Here is a 21,985-nt window from a genome sequence, read left to right on the forward strand (position 1 = left end):
CACGGTCCCGATGTCCGCATCCGCTTGAGCGGCCTTCCGGGCAGGCATCAGGAGCGGGGATGCCACGCCTGCTTCGCGGAGGTCACCGTCGTGCCTTCCGCGATCGCCCGCTGGACGAGCAGATTCAAGTAATGGTCCTGCGAGGCTTCGGCCAGGCTGTAGAACGACGGCCCGCCCCGCGCGTAGTCGCCCATCTTGGCGAGCGACGTCGCGACGGCGACCTCGTCGTCGGTCAGCCGCCCCGGCACGAACGGATTGACGTACAGCCATTCCGCGCCGAGCAGGATGCCGCCGTAGTTGAAGCCGAGCACGTTTCCGTCGAAGCCGTTGTCGATGCGCCGGAGCTTCAGGACGACCGGCGTCCGGAAATCCTGCAGCCACGCGGCTTCGTCGCCGATGATCTCCCCGCGCGGGCCTCTGACGAGCACCCGCTCCCGCCGAATCCACGAGAAATACTGGTCGCCCGTAAAATCGAGCACGCCGAGCTTGTCCCCGAAGCGCAGGAAGACGATGTCCTGGCTGGAATCCTTGACGATCTCCTCCCGCGGCGGCCCCTGCCTTCCCGGTCCCTCCACGATCGGCGAGACGAACCGCTGGCCGGAAATGACGGCCTCCTCGAAGCGCACGCCGAGGAACTGGCGGATCAGGCTGATGCCGTGATAGCCGTGCGCGACCGACACCTGCGCCTGCGATACGTCGCCGAGCTTGCCGGAGCGCGCCAGCGCGATCCGCGCCGCGTGCATCGGCTGGAACAGGAGCTGCTCCGCCACCTGCACCTTCGCCTCGCCGCCGACCGCTTCGTACAGCGCGGTCAAGCCCGCGAGATCCGGCGCCGGCGGCGTCTCCGCCAGCACCGGCACGCCGCGCGCGGCCAGCTCGCGGATATAGACCGGGCAAACGTCCCACGGCACGGATACGACGACGAAGTCCAGGTCCGCGTCCGCGAGGAACGCGTCCAGGTCGCGGTAGACGTCCACGCCCCACGCCGCGCGCAGGGCGGCGGCCGTCTCTTCCCGGCGGACCAGCATCCGCGCGGCTTCGAACCGCTCCGGCAGCTCCCGCGCGATGCGCAGGTAGAAATCCGCCCGCCAGCCGTGGCCGATGATGCCGAACTTGATTTTCTCCATTCCTCTTCTCCCCTCTCGATTGCGCATGCCGAACTGCTAGCCTCACTATACCATAATTCGGCAGGCGCGATGGCGAGCAGGTTATGCGCGACGGATCGAATCGAATGCGAGCATGCGGGATGACGAACATGCGGGATGACGCGCATAAGCAGAAAGAAGCCGCGTTTTGCGCGGCTTCTTTCTCGTATCAAGATTGCGGACAGCCGATAGAGACGCAAGATTGCGAGATGACTGGAGTACGTGCCGCGGCTCGAACGGCCTGCCGGCTGGTCAAGAATCGCTTGCGGCAAGCCGGATTAACCAGCCGTCTCCTGTCCTTGCGGGACGGCGCCGCCGAGCAGCAGCCCTTTGTCCTTCAGCAGCTTCATGAAGATGCCGCCGACGACGCTGCGGTGCTGGAAGTTCAGCTGGCGCGCCGTCAACGTGTCCGTCCAGTCCGAGAACGGCACGCGGTCCGGCGATTCGTTCAGCATCGTCCAGACCGGCTCGACGAGCGCGATGAAATCCTCGCGGTCCTCCGCGAACGACGCCGACCAGACGACCCAGTCGGACTTGGTGTACGACGCCCGGCTGTCGAGCGGCGTGCCGTACCGGTTCCGGCGCGACAGATACCAGGCCGTCTCCTTGCGGAAGGTGTCCGCCCCGAACAGATCCGTGCCGAACAGAACGTCCCAGATGAGATTGTACTTCAGGCTCCACGTGCCGTCCTGGCCGAACGCGAGCTTCGTATGGTCTCCGTCGTCCGCGAGGGCGCGCCATTGATCGGCCATGGCTTTCGCCGTCCGCAGGTAGCTCGCCTTCGCTTCTGCGTCGCCCTCGATGCCCTTGAGCAGCGCGAAGCTCGCCACGCCCATGACGGCTTTGACGGACAGGTTCGCGTTGCGCGCGAGATGCCCGGCAAAATCGTCCGTGCACAGCTGGTTGGCCGGATCCAGCCCGTGCTCGATCAGATAGCCCGCCCACTGCGTCCAGAGCGGCATATGGCCGAGGATGTAGTCCGGGCTGCCGCCGGCGAGGCAATAAGCCGCCGCCATGGTCAGCATGTTGCCGCATTCCTCGACCGGCATTTGGCCCTCGAGCGCGTTGTCGCTGTATACCTGGCCGTTGCCGAGCGGATATTGGCCGATATCGTGCGGCGCGAAGTCGAACGGCCACGCGTCGCTCTGCGCGTAGCACAGGATCGGCCGGATCATCGCCTCGACGAGCGACGGATTGTAAAGCAGGAACAGCGGCACGGACGGATAGCTGACGTCCACCGTCGCCATGCAGCCGTTGCTGTAGCATTCCTTGGACAGGAACAGCAGGCCGCCGTCGTTATCCGTGACCAGCTTGTGGGCCGCGATGGCCTGGCGGTACGACAGCGCCAGCAGGTCGGCGTACTTCTCGCCGCCGGCCGCCTCGGCGTCGGCCAGCAGCCGCGCGTCGAAGGCGTCGCAGCGCGCCGCGAGCGCGCCGTACTCCGCGAACGCCGAGGCGAGCAGCGCCGGAACGGTCAAGCCGCCGCGCTTCCAGTACGCTTCCAGCCGGGCGCCGAAGTATTCGATCGCGTACACGTCGTCGTACGCGAGCACGAACTTCGTGCCGGCGGGCACGTCGGCGACCTCGCCGAATTCGTGCACGAAGGCCATCGCCGGCTGCGCCTCTCCGACGCTGCGCGGCGTCTCGGGATCGCCGTACGGCCGCAGGCGCTCGCCGCGGACGAACGCCTTGCGCATCTCCGCGGAGCCGATGAACGCGGTCAACCGCTCGGACGTTTCCGCCGCCAGATAGAAATGCCCCCAATCGATCCGGTGGTCGTCCCCGGAGCGGTTCAGGTACTCCTGGCGCTCGTGCGACAGCCGCAGCACCTCAAGCCCGCCTTCCGCCGTTTGTTTGCCGGTCACGGCCTGCGTCGGATGATCGACGCACCACTCCCCGGTCACGTCGAAATAAAGCGCGGTCTCGTGACCGCGGCCGTCCGTCGACTTAGCCTCGAACGAGACGTAGGATGCCGGACGGGACAGAATGTCCAAGTCTTCGAGCAGGAGCGGCGTCGTAAAGCGGACCGTGAGGGCCACGCCGCCGGCTTCGAACGTATAGACGGTGCTGAGCGGAGATACGGTCAGGCCGGTCTGCTCCATGGCCGGCGGCTCCGTGTAATACCGGTTGGCGTTGGCCTGGACCTTGCCGGCGAAGCGCCAGACGGTGCCGTCGATCCGCAGCAGGCCGGTCATGGCCTGGCGCTGCCCCGTCCAGTGGCGGGTGAAATCGTCGGTCAGACGGTCGGCGTTCGACCACACGCTGAAATAAGGATCCACGGCAACTAACGGCACGGCAGGGGGACGAAGAGTGGTAATGATGGGCACCTGCTTTCGATATAGGTTTTTTATAATATATATATAATATTATCTATATATAAAAGTTGTCAATAACCGTTCTCAATTCCTCGCCCCGATTCCGGTAGCTTGCCGAATGCCGCGTACGCAAACACCCCCGCTTCGCGGCGGCGCGAAGCGGGGGTGACCCGTCGATCTATTATTCCATTAAACCCTCCTGAATGACGGAAAGCTTATACCTGCGCCGCGAGGCTCGCCCGCGCCCGCTCCGTCGCCTCCACCATGTTGCGCAGCGAAGCGACCGTCTCCGGCAGGCCGCGCGTCTTGAGGCCGCAGTCCGGGTTGATCCAGAAGAGGTTCGGATCCAGCACGCGGAGCGCGCGGCCGATCATCGTCGTCATCTCCTCCGCGGACGGCACCCGCGGGCTGTGGATGTCGTACACGCCGAGCCCGATGCCGAGCGGGTACGTGTGGTGCTCGAAGCTCTCGATCAGCTCGCCGTGGCTGCGCGACGTTTCGATCGAGATGACGTCGGCGTCCATCGCTTCGATCGACGGAATCATGTCGTGGAACTCGCAGTAGCACATATGGGTATGGATTTGCGTCGTGTCCGCGACCGTGCACGTCGTCGCCCGGAACGCCTTGACCGCCCAGGCGAGGTAGTCCGCCTGCTCGCCCGGTTTGAGCGGCAGCCCTTCCCGCACCGCCGGCTCGTCGACTTGAATCATGCCGATGCCGGCCGCCTCCAGCGCCTCCACTTCCCGGCGCAGCGCGTACGCGATCTGGTACGCGATCGCCTCGCGCGTCAGATCCTCCCGCGCGAACGACCAGTTGAGGATCGTGATCGGCCCCGTCAGCATGCCTTTCACGGGCTTGGACGTCTTCGACTGCGCGTAACGGGTCTCGCGGACCGTCATCGGCGCGACGAAGGCGACGTCCCCGAAGATGACCGGGGGCTTGACGCAGCGGGAGCCGTAGGACTGCACCCAGCCGTTCGCCGTGAACGCGAAGCCTGCCAGCTTCTCGCCGAAAAACTCGACCATGTCCGTCCGTTCGAATTCGCCGTGAACGAGCACGTCCAAGCCGATCTCCTCCTGCAGCCCCATCCACTGGTCGATCTGCGCGTCGATGAACGACTCGTACCGCGCGCCGTCCCATTCGCCCCGCCGCCACGCTTGGCGCGCTTTGCGCACCTCGGCCGACTGCGGGAAGCTGCCGATCGTCGTCGTCGGCAGGACCGGCAGGCGCCAGTGGTCCTGCTGCCGCGAACGCCGCTCGGCGAACGGCGCTTTGCGGGCCGCGGGCTCCTCGGCGATGCGCGCCGCGGCCCGCTGCACGTCCGTCCGGTTACGGTCGGCCGACGCGCGCAGCGCCTCCACGGCGCGGTCGCTCGCGGCGAAGGCGCCCGCGAACGCTTCCGTGCGGCCGCTCAAGCCGTAGACGAGCTGCACGACCTCGGCCAGCTTCTCGTCCGCGAAGGCGAGCGCGTCCTTCAGCACGGGCGCGAGCTTCGTCTCGCGAGCGGCCGTCACGGGCACGTGCAGCAGGCTGCAGGACGTCTGCACGATGAGCCGTTCCTGCGGCACTAACGCCTCCAACTCCTCCAGCAGCGCGAGTTTATCGCTCAAGGCGGCCCGCCAGATGCCGCGCCCGTCGATGACGCCGGCGCCGAGCGTCTTGTCCCGCGGGAAGCCGTGCTCGCGGATGGCCCGCAGATTGCCTTCGCGGCCGTGAACGAAATCGAGGCCGAGGCCGTGCACGGGCAGCTCGGCGAGCAGCTCGTAATGCTCGGCGGATTCGAAATACGTCTGGAGCATCAGCTTCAGCTTCGGCGCGGCGGAAGCGAGCGCGGCGCAGCTGCGCTTCAGCCGCTGCCGGTCGTCCGCGTCCAGCCCGGTCACGACGATCGGCTCGTCCAGCTGCACCCACTCGGCGCCTTCGGCTTCCAGCTCTTGCAGCGCCTGCGCGTACAGCGGCAGCAGCCGGTTCAGCCAGGCATCCGTTTCGCTCGGCGCGTAGCCCTTGGACAGCTTCAGAAACGTCAGCGGCCCGACGAGCACCGGCTTGCCTTCGATGCCGAGCGCTTCCTTCGCCTCGCGGTACGCGGCCAGCGGCTTATTGTCCACGAGCGCCGGTTCCGTCCCGCCGAGTTCCGGCACGATGTAGTGGTAGTTGGTGTTGAACCACTTCGTCATTTCGCAGGCGGTCGTGTCCGCCGTGCCCCGGGCCATCCCGTAGTAGACCGCGAGCGGCACCGGGCCGCCCGCATGGCCGAACCGCGCCGGCACGATGCCGAACATCGCGGCCGTATCCAGCACCTGGTCGTAATAGCTGAAATCGTTCACGGGAATCAGGTCGATGCCCGCCTCCCGCTGCTTCCGCAAATGCTCCAGCCGGATGCCGCGCAGCTCCTCGTGCAGCTCCGCCTCTCCGAGCTTGCCGGCCCAAAACGCCTCCAACGCCTTCTTCCATTCCCGGTCGGCTCCGATCCGTGGATACCCCAACACGCTGCTTCTCGCCATCCTGCCCTCTCCCTTTCGCGCGTCCGGCGGTCCTGTCGGCCGCCGCCGCTTTTCGTTACAAGAAAGATAGCATGCCGGAGTAGCTATAGCGTAACGCCTAATATCTATTGCCAGTCATAGTCAAAAGCTATACCGAACCGGTCAGACGGCTCCGATCGCGGCCTTGAGCGCTTCGACGTAGTCCGCCCCGAGCTTCGACAGCGTCATGCTGCGGTGGCTGATCCAGCCGACGTTGATCGTCTCCTCGCAGTCGAGCGGCACGGGAATGATTTCGTTCCCGTTCAGGTCGGAGCTCAGCACGCCCGTCGAAATCGTGTAGCCGTTCAGGCCGATCAGCAGGTTGAAGAGCGTCGCGCGGTCGTGGACGCGGATGCTTTTCTTATGCTCCAGCGTGCTGAGAATTTCCTCCGCGAAGTGGAACGAGTTGTATTCGCCTTGGTCGAACGACAGGTACGGGTACTGCTGCAGCTCCTCGATCGTGACGATCGGCTGCTTCGCGAGCGGATTGTGCACGCTGATGAAAATATGCGGCCGCGCCGTGAACAGGCTCGTGAACTGCAGCCCCGCTTCGTGGAGCAGCTTCCGGATCACTTTGCCGTTGAACTCGTTCACGTACAGGATGCCGATCTCCGAGCGCATCGTCTTGACATCCTCGATGATCTCGTGCGTCCTCGTCTCGCGCAGCGCCAGCTCGTACTCCTCCTGTCCGTGCTCCCGGACGAGGCTGACGAAGGCGTTCACCGCGAACGCGTAATGCTGCGTGGAGACCGAGAAATGCTGCGGCGACGGCTTGGCGTTCCGGTAACGGCTCTCCAGCAGCTCCGCCTGCTCGACCACCTGGCGGGCGTAGCCGAGAAACTCCGCGCCTTCCTTGGACAGCGAGATGCCCTTGTTCGAACGCTCGAAGACGGAGATGCCCATCTCCTCCTCCAATTCGCGGATCGCGTTCGACAGGCTGGGCTGCGAGATGAACAGCCGCTTGGCCGCCTCGTTGATGGAGCCGCGCGCCGCCACCTCGATCACGTATTTCAATTGCTGCAGCGTCAAGGCTGCCACCTCCCGGACCGGTTTATTCGTGCAACCATCGTACCACATCCCGGGGGATCCCCGCCCGTCCCCGAATGCGGCGGCATGCAAAAACCGCGCGGAGCGGTCGCTCGCGCGCGGTAAATTTGGATGCACTGAAGGTGACTCCAGCGCCTACATGGGCGAAGTAGCGCACCGTTCTGACCCAAAAAAGTAACTCCATCACCTGCATGGGCGAGGAACAGCCCCGTTCTGGACCAAGAGGGTGATCCCCGCCCCTACATGGGCGAGGAATAGCCCCGTTCTGGACCAAGAAGAGGACTCCCTCACCTACATGAATTTGAAAACACCCCGTTCTGGACCAAGAGGGTGATCCCAGCCCCTACATGGGCGAGGAAACGCCCTAATCTAACCCAAGAAGGTAATCCCAGCTCCTACTTGAACTGGAAACGCTCCTTTCTAGCACAAGAGGGGGCTCCCATCACCTACAGAGCGGGGAACACCCCGGCCCCGGCCCCGGACCCGGTCAGAACCGAGCTTACCCGCGGTCTTCGCCTTAAGGCGCGAGTCAATCGTCCCCGCGATGTCCTTTGCCTTTGTCGTGATCTTTGCCGTGCTTCGGGCCGTCCGGCTTGTCGTCCTTCTTGGGCGGGTTCGGTTTGTCGTCCTCGTTCCCTTTCCCGTGCCCTTTTCCCGGCTTATCCGGCTTATCCGGCTTGTCGTCGTCCTCGTTGTTGCCCGGCTCGTCGTGCTTCTTCCCCGGTTTGGACGAAGGCGGCGGCGCCGGGAAGTCCATGACCTTCTCGTCCGCCAGCGCCGCGCCCATCAGCTTCTGGAATACCGCGGCGGCCGCCTTCGACGTCGTCGTCAAATAATGGCTCGCGTCCGTATGATCGTACCCGAGCCAGACCGCTCCGACGAGCTGCGGCGTGTACCCGACGAACCAATTGTCCTTGATCCCGTCCCCGCCGGTGCCCGGCATCTCCGTCGTCCCCGTCTTGCCCGCGACCGGCCGGTCCCCGAGCGAGGCCAGCTCGCCGGTGCCTTCCCGGACGACGCCCTGCAGCACGGACGTCATCGTCCGGGCGACCTCGGGTTCCGTCACGCGGATGCCGGCGTCCGCGGGCGCGGGCGCTTCGGCCACGAGCGCGCCGTCGGCGGATTCGATGCGGGCGATCGCATGGGCCGGCATCCGCGTCCCGTCGTTCGCGAAGACGCCGAACGCCTCGGCCATCTGAAGCGGCGACACGCCCTCCTGCAGACCGCCGAGCGCCAGGCCGAGCGTGCGGTCGGCATCCGTCAGCGGGATGCCGAACCGCTTCGCCGCGTCCATGCCCGCGTCGATGCCCATCTCGTTCAGGAGCTCGACGGCGGGGATGTTGTAGGAATTGATGACGGCGTCGTAGATGGACACCTCGCCGTGATAGCCGCCTCCGGCGTTCTTGGGCCGATAGCCGCCGAAATCGACCGGTTCGTCCATCAGCCGGTCCTCCGGCGTGTATCCCCGCTCGAACGCAGGCGTGTAGACCGCGATCGGCTTCATCGCCGATCCGGGCTGGCGCTTCAGCTGCACCGCGCGGTTGAAGCCGCGGAACGGCTGCTTGCCCCGGCCGCCCACGAGCGCCTTGATGCCCCCGTCGCGCGGATCGACGAGCGCCGCCCCGCTCTGGATCAGCTGGTCCGCCGAGCTCGCGGGGAAGGCCGAATCGTCGGCGTACACCCGCTCGGCGGCCTCCTGCATCTTCGTGTCCAGCGTCGTGTAGATGCGAAGTCCGCCGTGCAGCACGTCATTCTCCGACAAGCCGTACTGCGCGGACGCCTCGCGAATAAGCGCGTCGACGTAATACGGGTACTTCATCGCCTCGTGGGTGCCGGATTCGGACGTCCGGAGCTTGATCGGCGCGCGGAGCGCCGCGGCATACGCCGGCGCATCGATCTTGCCCTGGTCCTTCATCAGCTGCAGCGCCGTGTCGCGCCGCTCTTTGGCGGCCTCGGGATGCTTGACGGGCGACAGCGCCGACGGCGCGCGGATGATGCCCGCGAGCAGGGCCGACTCGGACAGCGTCAGCTCCTTGACCGGCTTGCCGAAATAAATATCCGCCGCCCGTTTGATACCCCAAGCCCCTTCGCCGAAATAAATCTGATTCAGATACATGTCCATGATCTGCTGCTTGTCGTAATTCTCCTCGATCTTCTGGGCCAGCAGCACTTCCTTCCATTTGCGCGTCCACGTCCGTTCCTGCGACAGGAAGACGTTTTTGGCCAGCTGCTGCGTGATCGTGCTGCCGCCCTGCACGGTTTTGCCGCTCGTCAGATTGACCGCGAGCGCGCGCCCGATCCCCCAGACATCCGTGCCGCCGTGATCGAAAAACCGCTTATCTTCCACCGCGACCACCGCATCGATCAAGTGCTGCGGCAGATCGGCGTAATCCACGGGCTCGATCGTACCAAGCGCGATGCGGGTCGCCTCCTTTCCGCTATCGTCGTAAATGATCGTCGGCGCCGGCAGCGGCTTCTCCAGCAGGGCGATATCCTGCCCGGCCACCAGCACGCGAAACGCCGTCCATCCGCCGGCGGCGAGCAGTACGCTCCCGCCGACGAGCGCGATCAAGGCCGCGCGCCACGGAAATCTTCGCCTTCGATGCGAAGTCTTCTTCTTCGATCGATTATTCAAGTTCGGCTGTTGCTTCGACGGTTGCTGCCCGCCTACATTCGGTTCATGATCCGATTCCATGCCTCTTCCCCCAAATTCATGTTGCTTTCTCTACCTTCGTCATACACAAACCTTCGCAAGACGAAACGTTTTTCGGTACGTTGGTCCTAGTCAGCTTGGCGCCGAGCCGGCAGAAGGAACCGAGCGGCGCGGCCCGCAAAGGATTCCGCAGCCGAAAAAACCGGCCGCGGGCGAGCCCGGGCCGGTCGTTCGGCTGCCGTCACGCCGACGGCACCCGCTGCAGTTTTCGATACACCTTCACGTACACCCAGACGGCATTCGCGAGCAGCAGCGCGCTCGTGAGGTAGAACACGTACCGGATGCCGAACCACGCCGCGGCCTGCCCGCCGAGCACCGCGCCGCCGAACGCGCCGAGATACATGGCGGACATGTTGAAGCCGAATACGCGGCCCGTCAGCGACGGCGGCGTGATTTTCTTGACGAGGACGTTCACCGACGGCGCCAGGCCGGCGGACGCCAGACCGAACAAGAACCGGAGCGCCATGAGCTGCCACGGACTCGTCGCGAACGCCTGCGGGATGAAGAGGAGGCCGGCCGCCGCCAACGCGAACAAGATGACTTTATGCGCGCCGACCTTGTCGGACAGCTTGCCGAGCCGCGGCGCGGCGATGATGTTGGCCAGCCCCGAAGCCGAGAACGTGATGCCGGCGATCAAGGCGACGTGGCTGCCCCCGCCGGACAGATGGTTCACGTACACGGTCAGGATCGGCTCCACGGAATAGAGCGCCACGGTGAGGACGAAGAACGTCGCGAACAGCGTAAGCGTCAAGCTCTTCTCCGGGACGGCGCGCCACGCCTCGCGAATGCTCTGCGCCTTCTTGCTTTGGCGAACGAAGGTTTCCTTCACGAACAGCAGCGTCGTGACGAACGCGACCATCATGAAGCCGCCGGTAATGTAGAACACGTTCTGCAGCCCGAAATTTTCCCCGATGAAGCCGCCGATCGTCGGCCCGAGCAGCGAGCCCGAGACGTTGGCCGTGGACAGCGTCCCGAGCGCCCAGCCGGAATGCTCCTTGTCCGTCTGCGTCGCGATCAGGGTGGTGCAGGCCGTGCCGTAGCCGGTAATGACGCCCTGCAGCAGCCGCAGCCCGACGAGCTCGTAGACGTTGTGCGCGAACCCCATGCAGAACACGACGATCGCCATGCCGAGGCTCGCCCGCAGCAGAATCGGCTTGCGTCCGTATTTGTCCGCGGCGAGTCCCCAGATCGGCGAGAAGATCGCGGAAATCACGAACGTGACGCCGAACGCGAGACCGGAATATTGCGCGATCGCGTCGGGATCGTCGACGCCGAGATGCTTGATGTAGAGCGGCAGCACCGGCGCGAGCTGGCTCATGCCCACGCCCGTGACGAACATGCCGAACCAGCACACGAACAGATTTCTTTTCCAAATCGGCATTGCCATGCGCCTTCTTTGCTAGTCAGGATGATTGCGAATGCGAACGATCAACCCAGCGCGTCGATCCAGGCGCCGGCGGTCATCACGTCCGCCTGGCGCGGGAATACTTTCTCGGTCATCACGCGATGCACCTCGGGATCCAGATCGAGGCACGCGTCCGCCAGCACCTTGACGGCGAAGTCCTTGTCCGCCGCTTCCCGCAGCGTCGACAGCACGACGCCGCTCGTCGAGATGCCGGTCAGCACGAGCGTATCGATGCCGCGCGCGCGGAGCAGGACGTCGAGATCGCTGCCCGCGAACGCGCTGACGCGCCGCTTCGTCACGACCGGCTCGTGGGGCAGCGGCTGGACGAAGGCATGAATTTGCGTCGCCTCGTCCGTCTCGCTCATGCCGCCGTAGCCTGCCAGCGCCGAGAAGCTCTTGTTCCGCGGGCTGATCTCGGCATACCCTTCGCGGAACGCGACCCGGACGTAGATGACCGGAATTTCCTTCGCCCGCGCGGCTTCGACGGCCTGCCGGAACGGATGGAGCAGCTCTTCCTTGTCCGCGAATCGCGATACGATGCCGTTCTGCAAATCCATCACGAGCAAAGCGGTTGTCGATAACGGTAGTGTCATGCGTTGTGCACGCTCCTTCTTTCATGGTATGATCGCCTTAAACGGAGATCTCTCCGCTTAATAGTAAACAGAGACCTCTCCGTTTGTCAACGAAAGACGATGCTCCTCTAGAGCCAAAGGACGTGAAGCCGCATGAACGACGCGCAGGACAACCCGAGTCCGAATCCGAACCCGGCCCGGGCCGAACGCCGCGACGCCGCCGAGAACCGCCAGCGGATCCTGAACGCGGCGCAGAAGCTCTTCGAGCTGCAGGGCGTCGGGCAGGTCAGCATGAACCAGATCGCCCAGGAGGCGCAGATCGGCCCCGGCACGCTCTATCGCCGCTACCGCAACAAGAGCGAGCTGTGCCTCGATCTCATCAAGGACCAGCTGGTCCTCTTGTTCGACGATATCGACGCCTACTTGGAGGCGAACCGGCAGGAGCCGCCGAGCCGCCGTTTGCGCGAGGTGATCGCCCTGTTCCTCCGGTTCCGCGAGAAGAAGGCGCAGCTGCTGACCGGCGTCGAGGACGGCGGCGCGCCCGGCCGGACCCGGCCGCGCTCGCAAAGCCCGGTCTACGAGGAGCTGCACCGCCAATTCGCCGGCTTGTTCGACGAGCTGGCCGCGGCCGACGGCCGGTCGGGTCCCCGGCCCGACAGCGTCTTCAAGGCGGATATTCTGCTGACCGCCCTGACCCGCGACGCCTATCTGTTTCAGCGGGACGAACGCGGTTACGCGCCGGAAGACATTCTGAATCAGCTCTGCCTGATCTTCCTCCCCGCCGAATGACGCCGCCGCGAACGAAAAAGCTGCCCGGACCGGCAACGGATTGCCGCGGGCAGCTTTTTGGTTTCGGTTTCGGTCTCGGTTTCGGTTACGAGTTTCGGCTACGATTGCGCGATCCTGCGATACGAACCGCAGGAATCGCAGTCGCCGGCTCCGATCAATCGAACAGGTCGCCGAACACGTCCAGGACGGACTTTTTCTTTTTCTTGTGAGGAGGGCCGTAGCCGCCGTGCTTGTCGTAGCCTTGGCCGTAATTCGGATTACCGTAGCCTTGCTGCTGGCCGGAAGCCGGCGGCGGATAGCCGCCTGGCGCCCGGCGCCGGCGGTCGTCGTCGTCATCGTCGTCGTCGTCGCGGTAATGCCATTGATTGTAGGCGTCCCGCGCTTCGCGGACGTCGCCCATCAGCTTGTCCAGCTCTCCGCGATCCAGCCATACGCCCTTGCAGCTCGGGCACACGTCGATCAGAATGCCGTTCTTTTCCACTTCCCGCATCCGGGAGTCGTTGCAAACCGGGCAATTCATCCGTAATCGCCTCCTTCGCGTATTCCCCGTTCCATACGTTCGGGAGCGCGTTTGGTTTCGGATCGGCTGTAAGCGATTCCGGAAAAGGGCCGGCGCCGCGCCGGAGACGAACCGCGGCCGGAGGCGGGATTCGTCTTCCGGGCGCCCCGGCCGGCCGCGCGGGTCAGACCCGCGGATCCGGAAGCGAACGGACGGCCAAGCCCGCCAGGAAGCTCAGCATGAATTGAACCGCGAGCCGCGACGTGACGTTGCGGACGTCGACCGTCGGATCCATGCAGACGAAATCGATGCCGGCCACCTGCGGGCAGGCGCCCAGCCGGTGCAGCGCGTCCATCGCGTCCCACGGGTCCAGGCCGCCCGTCCCGACGGCCGGGCAGCCGGGCGCGTACGCCTGATCGATGACGTCGACGTCGAAGCTGACGTAGACGGCCTCGGTCCCGTCGCGGGCGATCGCGAGCGCTTGATCCAGCGCCGGCCCGATCCCCGCGCGCCGCACGTCCCGCGCGGAGAAGACGGCGACGCCGTTGGCCAGCACGTAATCGTGGTACGGCTTCGCGTTCATGAACCCGCGGATGCCGATCTGCGCGACGTTGCGGCCTTCGGCGAGCCCCGACTCCAGGATGCCGCGGAACGGCGTGCCGTTCGTGACGCCGCCGTCCTCGAAATTGCGCACGTCGTGATGCGCGTCGAAGTGGACGATCCCGATCCGCTTGCCCGGGTACCGGCCGGCGAACGCGGCGACCGACGGGAGACTAACGGAATGGTCGCCGCCGATCACGACGGGCACGATGTCCGGCTGCGCGGCATAGATCGCGCGCAGGCTCGCCTCGATGCGCCGCCGGCATTCCGCCATGTCCGTCGCGTGCATCCGGATGTCGCCGAGATCGCGGACGGCCATGTCCTGCAGGTCCACGCCGTAGTCCAGGGAATACGTCGTGAACGACTTGAAGGCCGCCCGGACCGCCGCCGGCGCGACGGACGCGCCGGAGACCGACAGCGACGGCTTCGAGAGCGGCACGCCGACGATCCCCGCCCGCAGCGGCTCCCTGCAGTCCCATTGGCGAATCCAGTGCGCGACCTTCGTCTCCATTCGGTCCTTGAACGCCGCCAGCTCGGGCGCGGCCAAATACGGGATTTCCTCCGTCATCCGTTCGTCTCCTCCTTGTCGGCGCGCGGCCCGGCGAGCCGGCGGTCCCAGACGGCGGCGCGGCCGTTCTTGATGACGCCGAACGCGTGATTGATCCCGAAGCGGTACGGCAGGTAGGCGAGATTCGGCGCGTCGAACAGCGTCAGGTCCGCGCGCTTGCCGACTTCGATCGAACCGATGTCCGCCCCGCGGCCGATCGCGTTCGCCGCGTTCAGCGTACACGCCGTCAGAATCTCCTCCGGCGTCATGCGCAGGTTCAGCGAGGCCAGCGTCATGATCAGCTGGATCGAATCGGTCGGGCACGAGCCGGGATTGAAGTCCGTCGCCAGCGCGACCGGCAGCGCGTAATCGTCGATCATCGCGCGCGCGCGGGCATGCCGGTTCAGCCCGAGGTTGAACGACGTGCCGGGCAGCAGCACGGGGATGACGCCCGCGGCGGCAAGCGCGCGCAGCCCTTCGTCCGAAGCCGCCAGCAGGTGGTCCGCGGAGACCGCGCCGACTTCCGCGGCCAATTCGGCGCCGCCCAGCGATTCGATTTCGTCGGCGTGGATCTTGGGCGTCAAGCCGTGCTTCCTGCCCTCCAGCAGGATGCGGCGGGACTGCCCGACGGTGAAGACGCCCTGCTCGCAGAACACGTCGCAGAATTCCGCGAGCCCTTCCTTCGCGGCTTCGGCGATCATGGCGCAGACCAGCTCGACGTACGCGTCCGGCCGGTCCCGGTGCTCGGGCGGAACGGCGTGCGCGCCCATGAACGTGGACGCGACGTCGACGGGATGGGCGTCGTTCAGCCGTTTCGCCGCGCGCAGCTGCTTCAGCTCTTCCTCCTGCGACAGGCCGTAGCCGCTCTTCGCTTCCGCCGTCGTGACGCCCTGCAACAGCATGTTGTCGAGGCTGCGGTACGCCCGCCGGAACAGCTCCTCCTCGCTCGCCGCCCGCGTCGCCCGCACCGTGCTCAGAATGCCGCCGCCCTGCGCCAGAATCGTCAAATACGGCACGCCGGCGCGCTTCAGCGCAAGCTCGTGCTCCCGCGAGCCGCCGTGCACGAGATGCGTGTGCGGATCGACGAGGCCGGGCGCCGCCAGGCGTCCTCCGGCGTCCAGCGTATCCGTGACTTCGACGCCCCTCAGGCGGCCGAGCACCTCCGATTCGCCGCCGAACAGCGCGATCCGTCCGTTCCGGACGGCGATCGCGGCGTCCGGAATCTCGCGCAGCGCCCGCATCTCGCTCCCGCGGCGCGGCGCGCTGCCGGGCGGGGTAACCAGCAGGCCGATCCCCTTCAACAGCAGGTCGATCCGTTCCATGCGCGTAACCTCCCGATTCTCGATTGTTCGCCTGCGCCCACCGGCTTCCCGTTCGCTTAGTCCCGCATCGGAATCCGGACGCCGTGCTCCCCCGCGCTCTCGATGGCTTCGTCATAGCCCGCGTCGGCGTGGCGGATGATGCCCATGCCCGGGTCCGTCGTCAGCACGCGGCGCAGGCGGTCGGCCGCATCGTCGGTCCCATCCGCGACGACGACCATGCCCGCGTGCAGCGAATAGCCCATGCCGACGCCGCCGCCATGGTGGACGGATACCCACGAGGCGCCGGCCGAGGCGTTGACGAGCGCGTTCAGGATCGCCCAGTCGCCGACCGCGTCGGAGCCGTCCTTCATCGCTTCCGTCTCCCGGTTCGGCGAGGCCACGGAGCCGCAGTCCAGGTGATCGCGGCCGATGACGACGGGCGCGCGCAGCTCGCCGCGCTTCACCAGGTCGTTCAGCGCGAGGCCGAAGCGCTCGCGCTCGCCGTAGCCCAGCCAGCAAATGCGCGCCGGCAGCCCCTGGAACGCGACGCGCTCGCGCGCCATCTCGATCCAGCGGCGAAGCCGGCCGTTCTCCGGGAAGAGCGAGACGACGAGCTCGTCGGTCTTGCGGATGTCGTCCGGGTCGCCGGACAGCGCCGCCCAGCGGAACGGCCCCTTCCCTTCGCAGAAGAGCGGCCGGATGTACGCCGGCACGAAGCCGGGGATGTCGAACGCGTCCGTTACGCCCTCGTCGAAGGCCGCTTGGCGGATGTTGTTGCCGTAGTCGAACACGACGCTGCCGGCCTTCCGGAAATCGAGCATCGCCCGCACCTGGGCCGCCATGCCGGCTTTCGCGAGGCGGACGTACCGGTCCGGGTCGTTCGCCCGCAGCGCGGCCGCTTCGTCCGGCGCGAAGCCGGCCGGGATGTACCCGTTCAGCGGATCGTGCGCGGACGTCTGGTCCGTCACGAAGTCCGGCTTCGCGCCGCGGCGCGCCAGCTCCGGATAGATCTCCGCCGCGTTCCCGAGCAGGCCGACGGCAAGCGGCCGGCCCGCCGCGGCCGCTTCGCCCGCCAGCGCCAGCGCCTCGTCCAGCGACTCCGCCAGCGCGTCGCAATACCGCGTCTGGATGCGGCGCTCGATGCGGGCGCGGTCGGCCTCGACGGCGATGACGACGCCGTCGTTCATCGTGACCGCGAGCGGCTGCGCGCCGCCCATGCCCCCGAGGCCCGCCGTCAGCGTCAGCGTGCCCCGCAGCGTGCCGCCGTTATGCCGGCGGGCGGCTTCCGCGAACGTTTCGTACGTGCCCTGCAGAATCCCTTGCGTCCCGATATAGATCCAGCTCCCGGCGGTCATTTGGCCGTACATCGTCAAGCCTTTGCGCTCCAGCTCGCGGAAATGCTCCCACGTCGCCCATTTCGGCACGAGCACGGAATTCGCCAGCAGCACGCGCGGCGCGCGCTCGTGCGTCCGGAAGACGCCGACCGGCTTGCCGGATTGGATCAGCAGCGTCTCGTCGTTCTCCAGCCGCCGCAGCTCGCGCACGATGGCGTCGAACGCGGGCCAGCTTCGCGCGGCTTTGCCGGTGCCGCCGTAGACGACCAGCTCCTCCGGCCGCTCGGCGACCTCGGGGTCGAGGTTGTTCATCAGCATGCGAAGGGCGGCTTCCTGCCCCCAGCCCTTGCAGGACCTATCCGTTCCGCGCGGGGCGCGGACGAGGCGATGCGAACCGTTGCCGTGAAGCTCCGTCATGGCGGTAACCTCCCTGAACGTTATCGGTGAAGCGTTAATAGAGCGGCCCGGCGACGGCCTCCACCGCGCCCAGCCATTCCCCGGCCAGCAGCGCGGCCGCGACGCGTTCGATCTCGCCGGTGAGCGAGCGGTCTTCCGTCACCGGCTTCACGGCGCCGCGCAGCCGGTCGTAGAGCGCGCGGGTCGCGGGCGCCAATCCGTCCGCGCCGCGCAGCTCGGCGGCTTCGGCCGCGCAGATCAGCTCCACCGCCAGCACCTTCGCCGCGTTGGCGACGACCTGCGCCGCGTGCCGGGCGGAGGTGGTGCCCATGGAGACGTGGTCCTCCTGATTCGCCGACGACGGAATCGAGTCGACGCTCGCGGGATGCGCGAGCACCTTGTTCTCCGAGACGAGCGAGGCGCTGACGTACTGCGTGATCATGAGCCCCGAGCCAAGGCCGGGATCGCGGCTCAGGAAGGCGGGCAGCCCGCCGGACAACGCCGGGTTGACGAGCCGCTCGGTGCGGCGCTCGGCGATGTTCGCGAGCTCGCTCATCCCGATCTTGAGCAGGTCCATGGCGAAGGCGATCGGCTGCCCGTGGAAATTGCCCCCGGAGACGACCTTGCCCTCCGCGAGGAACAGGAGCGGATTGTCCGTCGCGGCGTTGATCTCGATGCTCAGCTTGTCGCGCGCGTAATCGAGCGCTTGGCGGGTCGCGCCGTGCACCTGCGGCAGGCAGCGGAGCGAGTAGGCGTCCTGGACGCGAAGCTCGCCCTGCCGCGTGGTCAAGGCGCTGCCCCGCAGCAGCGCGCGGAGATTGCGCGCCACGCCGATCTGCTCGGGATACGGCCGCGCGAGCTGCACTTCCTCCGCGAACGCGTCCGGGATCCCGCGCAAGCCTTCCAAGGTCAGCGCCGCGATGACGTCCGCGATCCGCGCGAGGCGCAGCGCCTTGACGTAGGTCAGCGTGCCGACGGCCGTCATGATCTGCGTGCCGTTGATGAGCGCCAGCCCCTCCTTCGCCTGCAGGGCGATCGGCCGCAGCCCCGCCTTCGCCAGCGCCGCCGCGCCCGGCAGCCGCTCGCCCCGGCAGAAGGCTTCGCCTTCGCCCATAAGCACGAGCGCGACATGCGACAGCGGCGCCAGATCCCCGCTTGCGCCGAGCGAGCCCTGCTCGGGCACGACCGGCAGCACGTCATGGTTGAGGCAGTCGATCAGCAGCCGCAGCGTCTCCGGGCGAATGCCGGAGAAGCCCTTCGCCAGCGCGTTCGCGCGCAGCAGCATGATCGCCCGCACGGTATCCGCCGGCAGCGGATTCCCGACGGCGCACGCATGGCTGCGAATCAGGTTGATTTGCAGCCGCGCCGTATCATGACTAGATATATGCACGTCGCTGAATTTGCCGAACCCCGTGCTGACGCCGTACGCGATTTCGCCCGCGGCGACCAGCTCCTCCACCATGTTCCTGCTCTCGCGCACGCGCGCCTCCGCTTCGCGGCTGAGCGCGGCCTTCGCGCCGCCGGCGGCCGCCGCCGCGACCGCTTCCGGGGTCAATCCTTGACCGTCCACGCTAATCGTCCTCATGCCGGCACCCCTCTCTTGATGTTCGATCGTTTGCATGTCCCGGAAATCCCCTTTCTTGCTTTAACATAAGAAAGGGACCGCGCGGAAGCTTTTCGCTTCCGTGCGGTCCCTTTTTGCAAGGGCTATGCGATTGTCCCGGCTCACGCTTTCGCTTCACGTTCATCGCGCCCCACCCGTTTCGAGTATGGATGTTGAATCCTGGTTCAATTGTCACACGCCGCCCGGAGCGCTGTCAATGGGCAGCCTGCGGAGGGCTGGCCGCGCGCAAATCGCAGTCGGATTCGGCGCTCCGCCGGGCCGTTCGGCAGGAGGACGGCGCGCGCGCATTCACCAACGGGGAACCCGATCATACATTGTAGGGTCAATGCCTATCAAGCCGTAAGAGAAGGAGCGTGCCACCGGTGAAACTGACGCTGGAATTGGCGAAGCGGATGCTGAACGAAGCGGAGCGCAAGGCGAAGGAGCTCGGCATTCTCGAAAATATCGCGATCGTGGACGACGGCGGCAATCTGCTTGCGTTCCATCGCATGGACGGGGCGCGGATCGGCGGCATTCAGATCGCCGTCGACAAGGCGTGGACGGCGCTGGCCATGCAGACGCCGACGGCCGCGCTGAGCGAGACGGCCGTGCCGAACGGTCCGCAATTCGGCATCAACACGACCAACCAAGGCCGGATCGTCATCCTGAAGGGCGGCGTGCCGCTCGTCAAGAACGGCGAGCTGCTGGGCGCGATCGGCGTCAGCGGCAGCTCGGGCGACAACGACGTGCTGGTCGCGCAAGCCGCCGCCGCGCTGCTGCAAACGATGCCGCTGGCGCGGATCGGACGGTCCGCGCTGTCCGAGCCCTTATAAGCGCGCGCCCGATCGGCCGGGCGCGGCCAAGCCGGCGCGGTGCCGTACCGGATTGGCGCGCCTCGTCCGCCCCGGTACGGCCGGCCTCGTCCGCTTGCCGGCACCGGTCGGCCGCGCGCCGCTCGCTTCGCGCTACTTGCCGCGCGCCGCGAGCCAGGCGTCCAGCTGCTTCTGCTTCTCCGCGACGATGGCGTCCATGCCGACCGACTTGAGCTCGGCGACGAACTGCGGCAAGTATTGGCCGGGATCGAGCACGCCGTTCTCCAGCCCGTTGACGTAGCGGGCCTTGACGGCTTCGACGGCCGCGTACGCCGTCCGGACGGGCTCGAGATTGAAATTAAAGCCGAAGGCGGACGACTTCGACGCCGCGTCGTTGAACGCCTTCTGCCGTTCCCAAATGTCCGCGGCGTCCGGCTCGAACGCTTTCGTCAGGAACTGGTTGCCCCACATCCAGCTCCACGTCGGATTGTACGCGGCGTTCGCCGCCGTCACCCCGGCCGGGAAGCCGACGACGTTCCCCGCCTTCTCCGCGTAATGGACGCCCTGGATGCCGTACGACAGCAGGTTCAGCACGTCGGCGTCGGTGTACAGCAGCTCGAGGAGCATGGCGGCCCGCTCGGGATTGCGGGCGACGACCGGAATGCTCCACATGATGTTCGCCACCGTGGAAGTCGTCGCGATCGCCGGCGACAGATGCGCCGCGACCATCGCTTGTCCGACGGCGCGGCCCTCCTTGTCCTCGTAGCCCGGCTTCATGCGCGCCATTTGGCCGGCCGCGACGCCGGTCTTGATCAGCACCTCGGGGCTGCTCTTGTTCGTGGACAGCCGCTGCGGAACGGCCCCCATAAGATACCATTTCCGGATGAGCGCGAGCGACCGCTTGTACGCTTCCGTCTCGTACATATCCACGACCTGGCCGCCTTCGTTGCGCGGCAGCACGCCGTTGTAATCGCCGAGCGAATCGAAATCGACCGGCGCCATCCCGTCGTAGATCGTCGCCCCCGCCTTCTCCGACGCCACGGCGGGCATCCGCTCGCCCTTCACGATCGTTTCGAAGACCGGCGTCAGCGCCGCGAAGCTCTTCGCCTTCGAAAGGTCGATGCCGTACTTGTCCGCGAGATCCTTGCGCATCATATACCCGTAATCGGCCGCCCAATCGCGGATGCTCGGCACGGCGTACTGCTTGCCGTTTGCCTCCGTCGCCTCGCGGATGTCCGCCCGGATGGCCTTCGGCACGTCCGGGGCATAGCGGGCCAGCAGGTCCTCCAGCGGCAGCAGCTGCCCCCGCGACGCTTGCTCGTAGTAATCCAGCCAATCTCCCGTAATCATGAGATCCAGCCGGTCGCCGCCGGTAATGAGGATGTTCATTTTCTGGGCGTAGTCGGACGCAACCACCGGCACGAGCTTGACCGTGGCGTTGATTTTCGCCCGGAGCATCCGGTTCAGCGCTTCCTGCACCTTCCCCAAATCCTTCGTCGTGCCGACGTCCAGGCAGGCGACGGTCAATTCGACGGGCGGCAGCTTCGGCGCGGCGTTGTCCGCCGCGTTCGCCGGCGCCCGCTTCGCGGCCGGAGCGGTCCCGCCGCAGGCGGTTGCCAGCAACGCGCCGAGCAGCAGGACGTGGGCAAGCGCGCCTCTTCGTAACCCGTTCATATGCCATGCCTCCGAATCTCTCGTATGTAGATCATGCTCGCGGGTCTTGGCGCCTTAACGCCGGGCCGCTTACCGTCCGGGCTTGTCCGAACGACCGGACGCGGCAAGGCCGCCGAAAGCGGCTTCGACAAGCCGAGCGACTGCCGCCTCGTCGAGCGGCTCCCCCGTGACGAGCAGCCGATAGAATAGCGGGCCGTAGACGACGTCCACGCCGAGCGCCGGATCCAGCCCGCCGCCCAGCTCGCCCCGGTCCGCGCCGCGCTTGATGATCGCGGCCGCCTCCTCCCGGCGAGGACAGATATACCGCGACCGGATCGCTTCGGCCAATACCGCGTCGACCTGCGCCTCGCCGATCAGCGCGGCGATGATCGCCCCTTCCGGGCTGACCATGAAGCGGCATAAATTCGCCGCGTGAAGACGCACGTCCTCGAGCACGCTGCCGGTATCGGGCACGGGCATTCTCTGCGCGGCCGCATTCAGAAAGCCGTCCATGACCACCGCCGCTTTATTGGGCCACCACTTGTAGATGGTCGCTTTGCTCACGCCGGCCCGCTCCGCGATCTTCTCGACCGTGACGTTCTTGAAGCCTTCCTGCAGCAGCAGCTCGTAGGAGGCGAGCAGAATCGCCTGTTGGGCGGCCCGATTCCGCGGCCGCCCTCGCTTCGTCTCCGTCATTGCGCGTCCCTCCTTTAGCCGAGTAATGTCCATCCC

At 66.5% G+C, this 21,985-nt stretch carries 16 protein-coding genes; 2 read left to right on the forward strand and 14 right to left on the reverse strand.

What is annotated here, in order from left to right; genetic code table 11:
* Positions 1 to 47: 47 nt before the first annotated feature.
* The 7 genes from I8J29_RS14325 to I8J29_RS14355 form a co-directional block, all read right to left on the reverse strand.
* A complete protein-coding gene (locus I8J29_RS14325; protein WP_208848257.1) occupies positions 48 to 1,127 on the reverse strand; it encodes a Gfo/Idh/MocA family protein in 1,080 nt (359 codons plus the stop codon).
* Between the two features lie 296 nt (positions 1,128 to 1,423).
* Complete coding sequence (locus I8J29_RS14330; RefSeq protein ID WP_208848306.1) at positions 1,424 to 3,466, reverse strand: glutaminase family protein; 2,043 nt, start codon at positions 3,464 to 3,466, stop codon at positions 1,424 to 1,426.
* Positions 3,467 to 3,675: 209 nt separating this feature from the next.
* Positions 3,676 to 5,964: a 5-methyltetrahydropteroyltriglutamate--homocysteine S-methyltransferase gene (gene metE, locus I8J29_RS14335; protein ID WP_208848258.1), complete on the reverse strand. Its 2,289-nt coding sequence runs from the start codon at positions 5,962 to 5,964 to the stop codon at positions 3,676 to 3,678.
* 141 nt (positions 5,965 to 6,105) lie between these two features.
* The gene (locus tag I8J29_RS14340; RefSeq protein ID WP_208848259.1) at positions 6,106 to 7,011 is read right to left on the reverse strand and encodes a LysR family transcriptional regulator; all 906 of its coding nucleotides are present in this window, start codon (positions 7,009 to 7,011) and stop codon (positions 6,106 to 6,108) included.
* A gap of 547 nt (positions 7,012 to 7,558) precedes the next feature.
* Positions 7,559 to 9,664 (reverse strand): transglycosylase domain-containing protein, encoded by a 2,106-nt coding sequence (locus I8J29_RS14345; RefSeq protein ID WP_240546187.1) that lies wholly within the window; start codon positions 9,662 to 9,664, stop codon positions 7,559 to 7,561.
* A 259-nt stretch (positions 9,665 to 9,923) separates the two neighbouring features.
* Positions 9,924 to 11,123 (reverse strand): multidrug efflux MFS transporter, encoded by a 1,200-nt coding sequence (locus I8J29_RS14350; RefSeq protein WP_208848261.1) that lies wholly within the window; start codon positions 11,121 to 11,123, stop codon positions 9,924 to 9,926.
* 47 nt (positions 11,124 to 11,170) lie between these two features.
* Positions 11,171 to 11,740: a cysteine hydrolase family protein gene (locus I8J29_RS14355; protein ID WP_208848262.1), complete on the reverse strand. Its 570-nt coding sequence runs from the start codon at positions 11,738 to 11,740 to the stop codon at positions 11,171 to 11,173.
* Between the two features lie 132 nt (positions 11,741 to 11,872).
* Here I8J29_RS14355 and I8J29_RS14360 point away from each other — a divergent pair, with 132 nt between their 5' ends.
* Complete coding sequence (locus tag I8J29_RS14360; protein ID WP_208848263.1) at positions 11,873 to 12,508, forward strand: TetR/AcrR family transcriptional regulator; 636 nt, start codon at positions 11,873 to 11,875, stop codon at positions 12,506 to 12,508.
* A 154-nt stretch (positions 12,509 to 12,662) separates the two neighbouring features.
* On the opposite strand, the gene I8J29_RS14365 is transcribed toward I8J29_RS14360, so the two are convergent.
* From I8J29_RS14365 to hutH, 5 genes are all read right to left on the reverse strand, one after another.
* Positions 12,663 to 13,028, reverse strand: a complete 366-nt coding sequence (locus tag I8J29_RS14365) for a TFIIB-type zinc ribbon-containing protein (protein ID WP_208848264.1) — start codon at positions 13,026 to 13,028, stop codon at positions 12,663 to 12,665.
* A gap of 163 nt (positions 13,029 to 13,191) precedes the next feature.
* On the reverse strand, positions 13,192 to 14,175 hold the full coding sequence (locus I8J29_RS14370) for an agmatinase family protein (RefSeq protein WP_208848265.1): 984 nt from the start codon (positions 14,173 to 14,175) through the stop codon (positions 13,192 to 13,194).
* Positions 14,172 to 15,476, reverse strand: coding sequence for an imidazolonepropionase (gene hutI / locus I8J29_RS14375; RefSeq protein ID WP_208848266.1), 1,305 nt, complete (start codon positions 15,474 to 15,476; stop codon positions 14,172 to 14,174). The genes I8J29_RS14370 and hutI overlap by 4 nt, the downstream gene beginning before the upstream one ends.
* Before the next feature lie 56 nt (positions 15,477 to 15,532).
* A complete protein-coding gene (hutU, locus tag I8J29_RS14380; RefSeq protein WP_208848267.1) occupies positions 15,533 to 17,206 on the reverse strand; it encodes a urocanate hydratase in 1,674 nt (557 codons plus the stop codon).
* Between the two features lie 34 nt (positions 17,207 to 17,240).
* On the reverse strand, positions 17,241 to 18,770 hold the full coding sequence (gene hutH / locus I8J29_RS14385) for a histidine ammonia-lyase (RefSeq protein ID WP_208848268.1): 1,530 nt from the start codon (positions 18,768 to 18,770) through the stop codon (positions 17,241 to 17,243).
* A gap of 401 nt (positions 18,771 to 19,171) precedes the next feature.
* Between hutH and I8J29_RS14390 the strand changes: the two genes are divergently transcribed.
* Entirely contained in the window at positions 19,172 to 19,621 is a 450-nt protein-coding gene (locus I8J29_RS14390) for a GlcG/HbpS family heme-binding protein (RefSeq protein WP_338113161.1), read from the forward strand.
* Positions 19,622 to 19,753: 132 nt separating this feature from the next.
* On the opposite strand, the gene I8J29_RS14395 is transcribed toward I8J29_RS14390, so the two are convergent.
* Entirely contained in the window at positions 19,754 to 21,274 is a 1,521-nt protein-coding gene (locus I8J29_RS14395; protein WP_208848269.1) for an ABC transporter substrate-binding protein, read from the reverse strand.
* A gap of 69 nt (positions 21,275 to 21,343) precedes the next feature.
* Positions 21,344 to 21,949, reverse strand: a complete 606-nt coding sequence (locus tag I8J29_RS14400) for a TetR/AcrR family transcriptional regulator (protein WP_208848270.1) — start codon at positions 21,947 to 21,949, stop codon at positions 21,344 to 21,346.
* Between the last annotated feature and the right edge of the window lie 36 nt (positions 21,950 to 21,985).

The sequence above is a fragment of the Paenibacillus artemisiicola genome (assembly GCF_017652985.1).
Classification (GTDB): domain Bacteria; phylum Bacillota; class Bacilli; order Paenibacillales; family Paenibacillaceae; genus Paenibacillus_Z; species Paenibacillus_Z artemisiicola.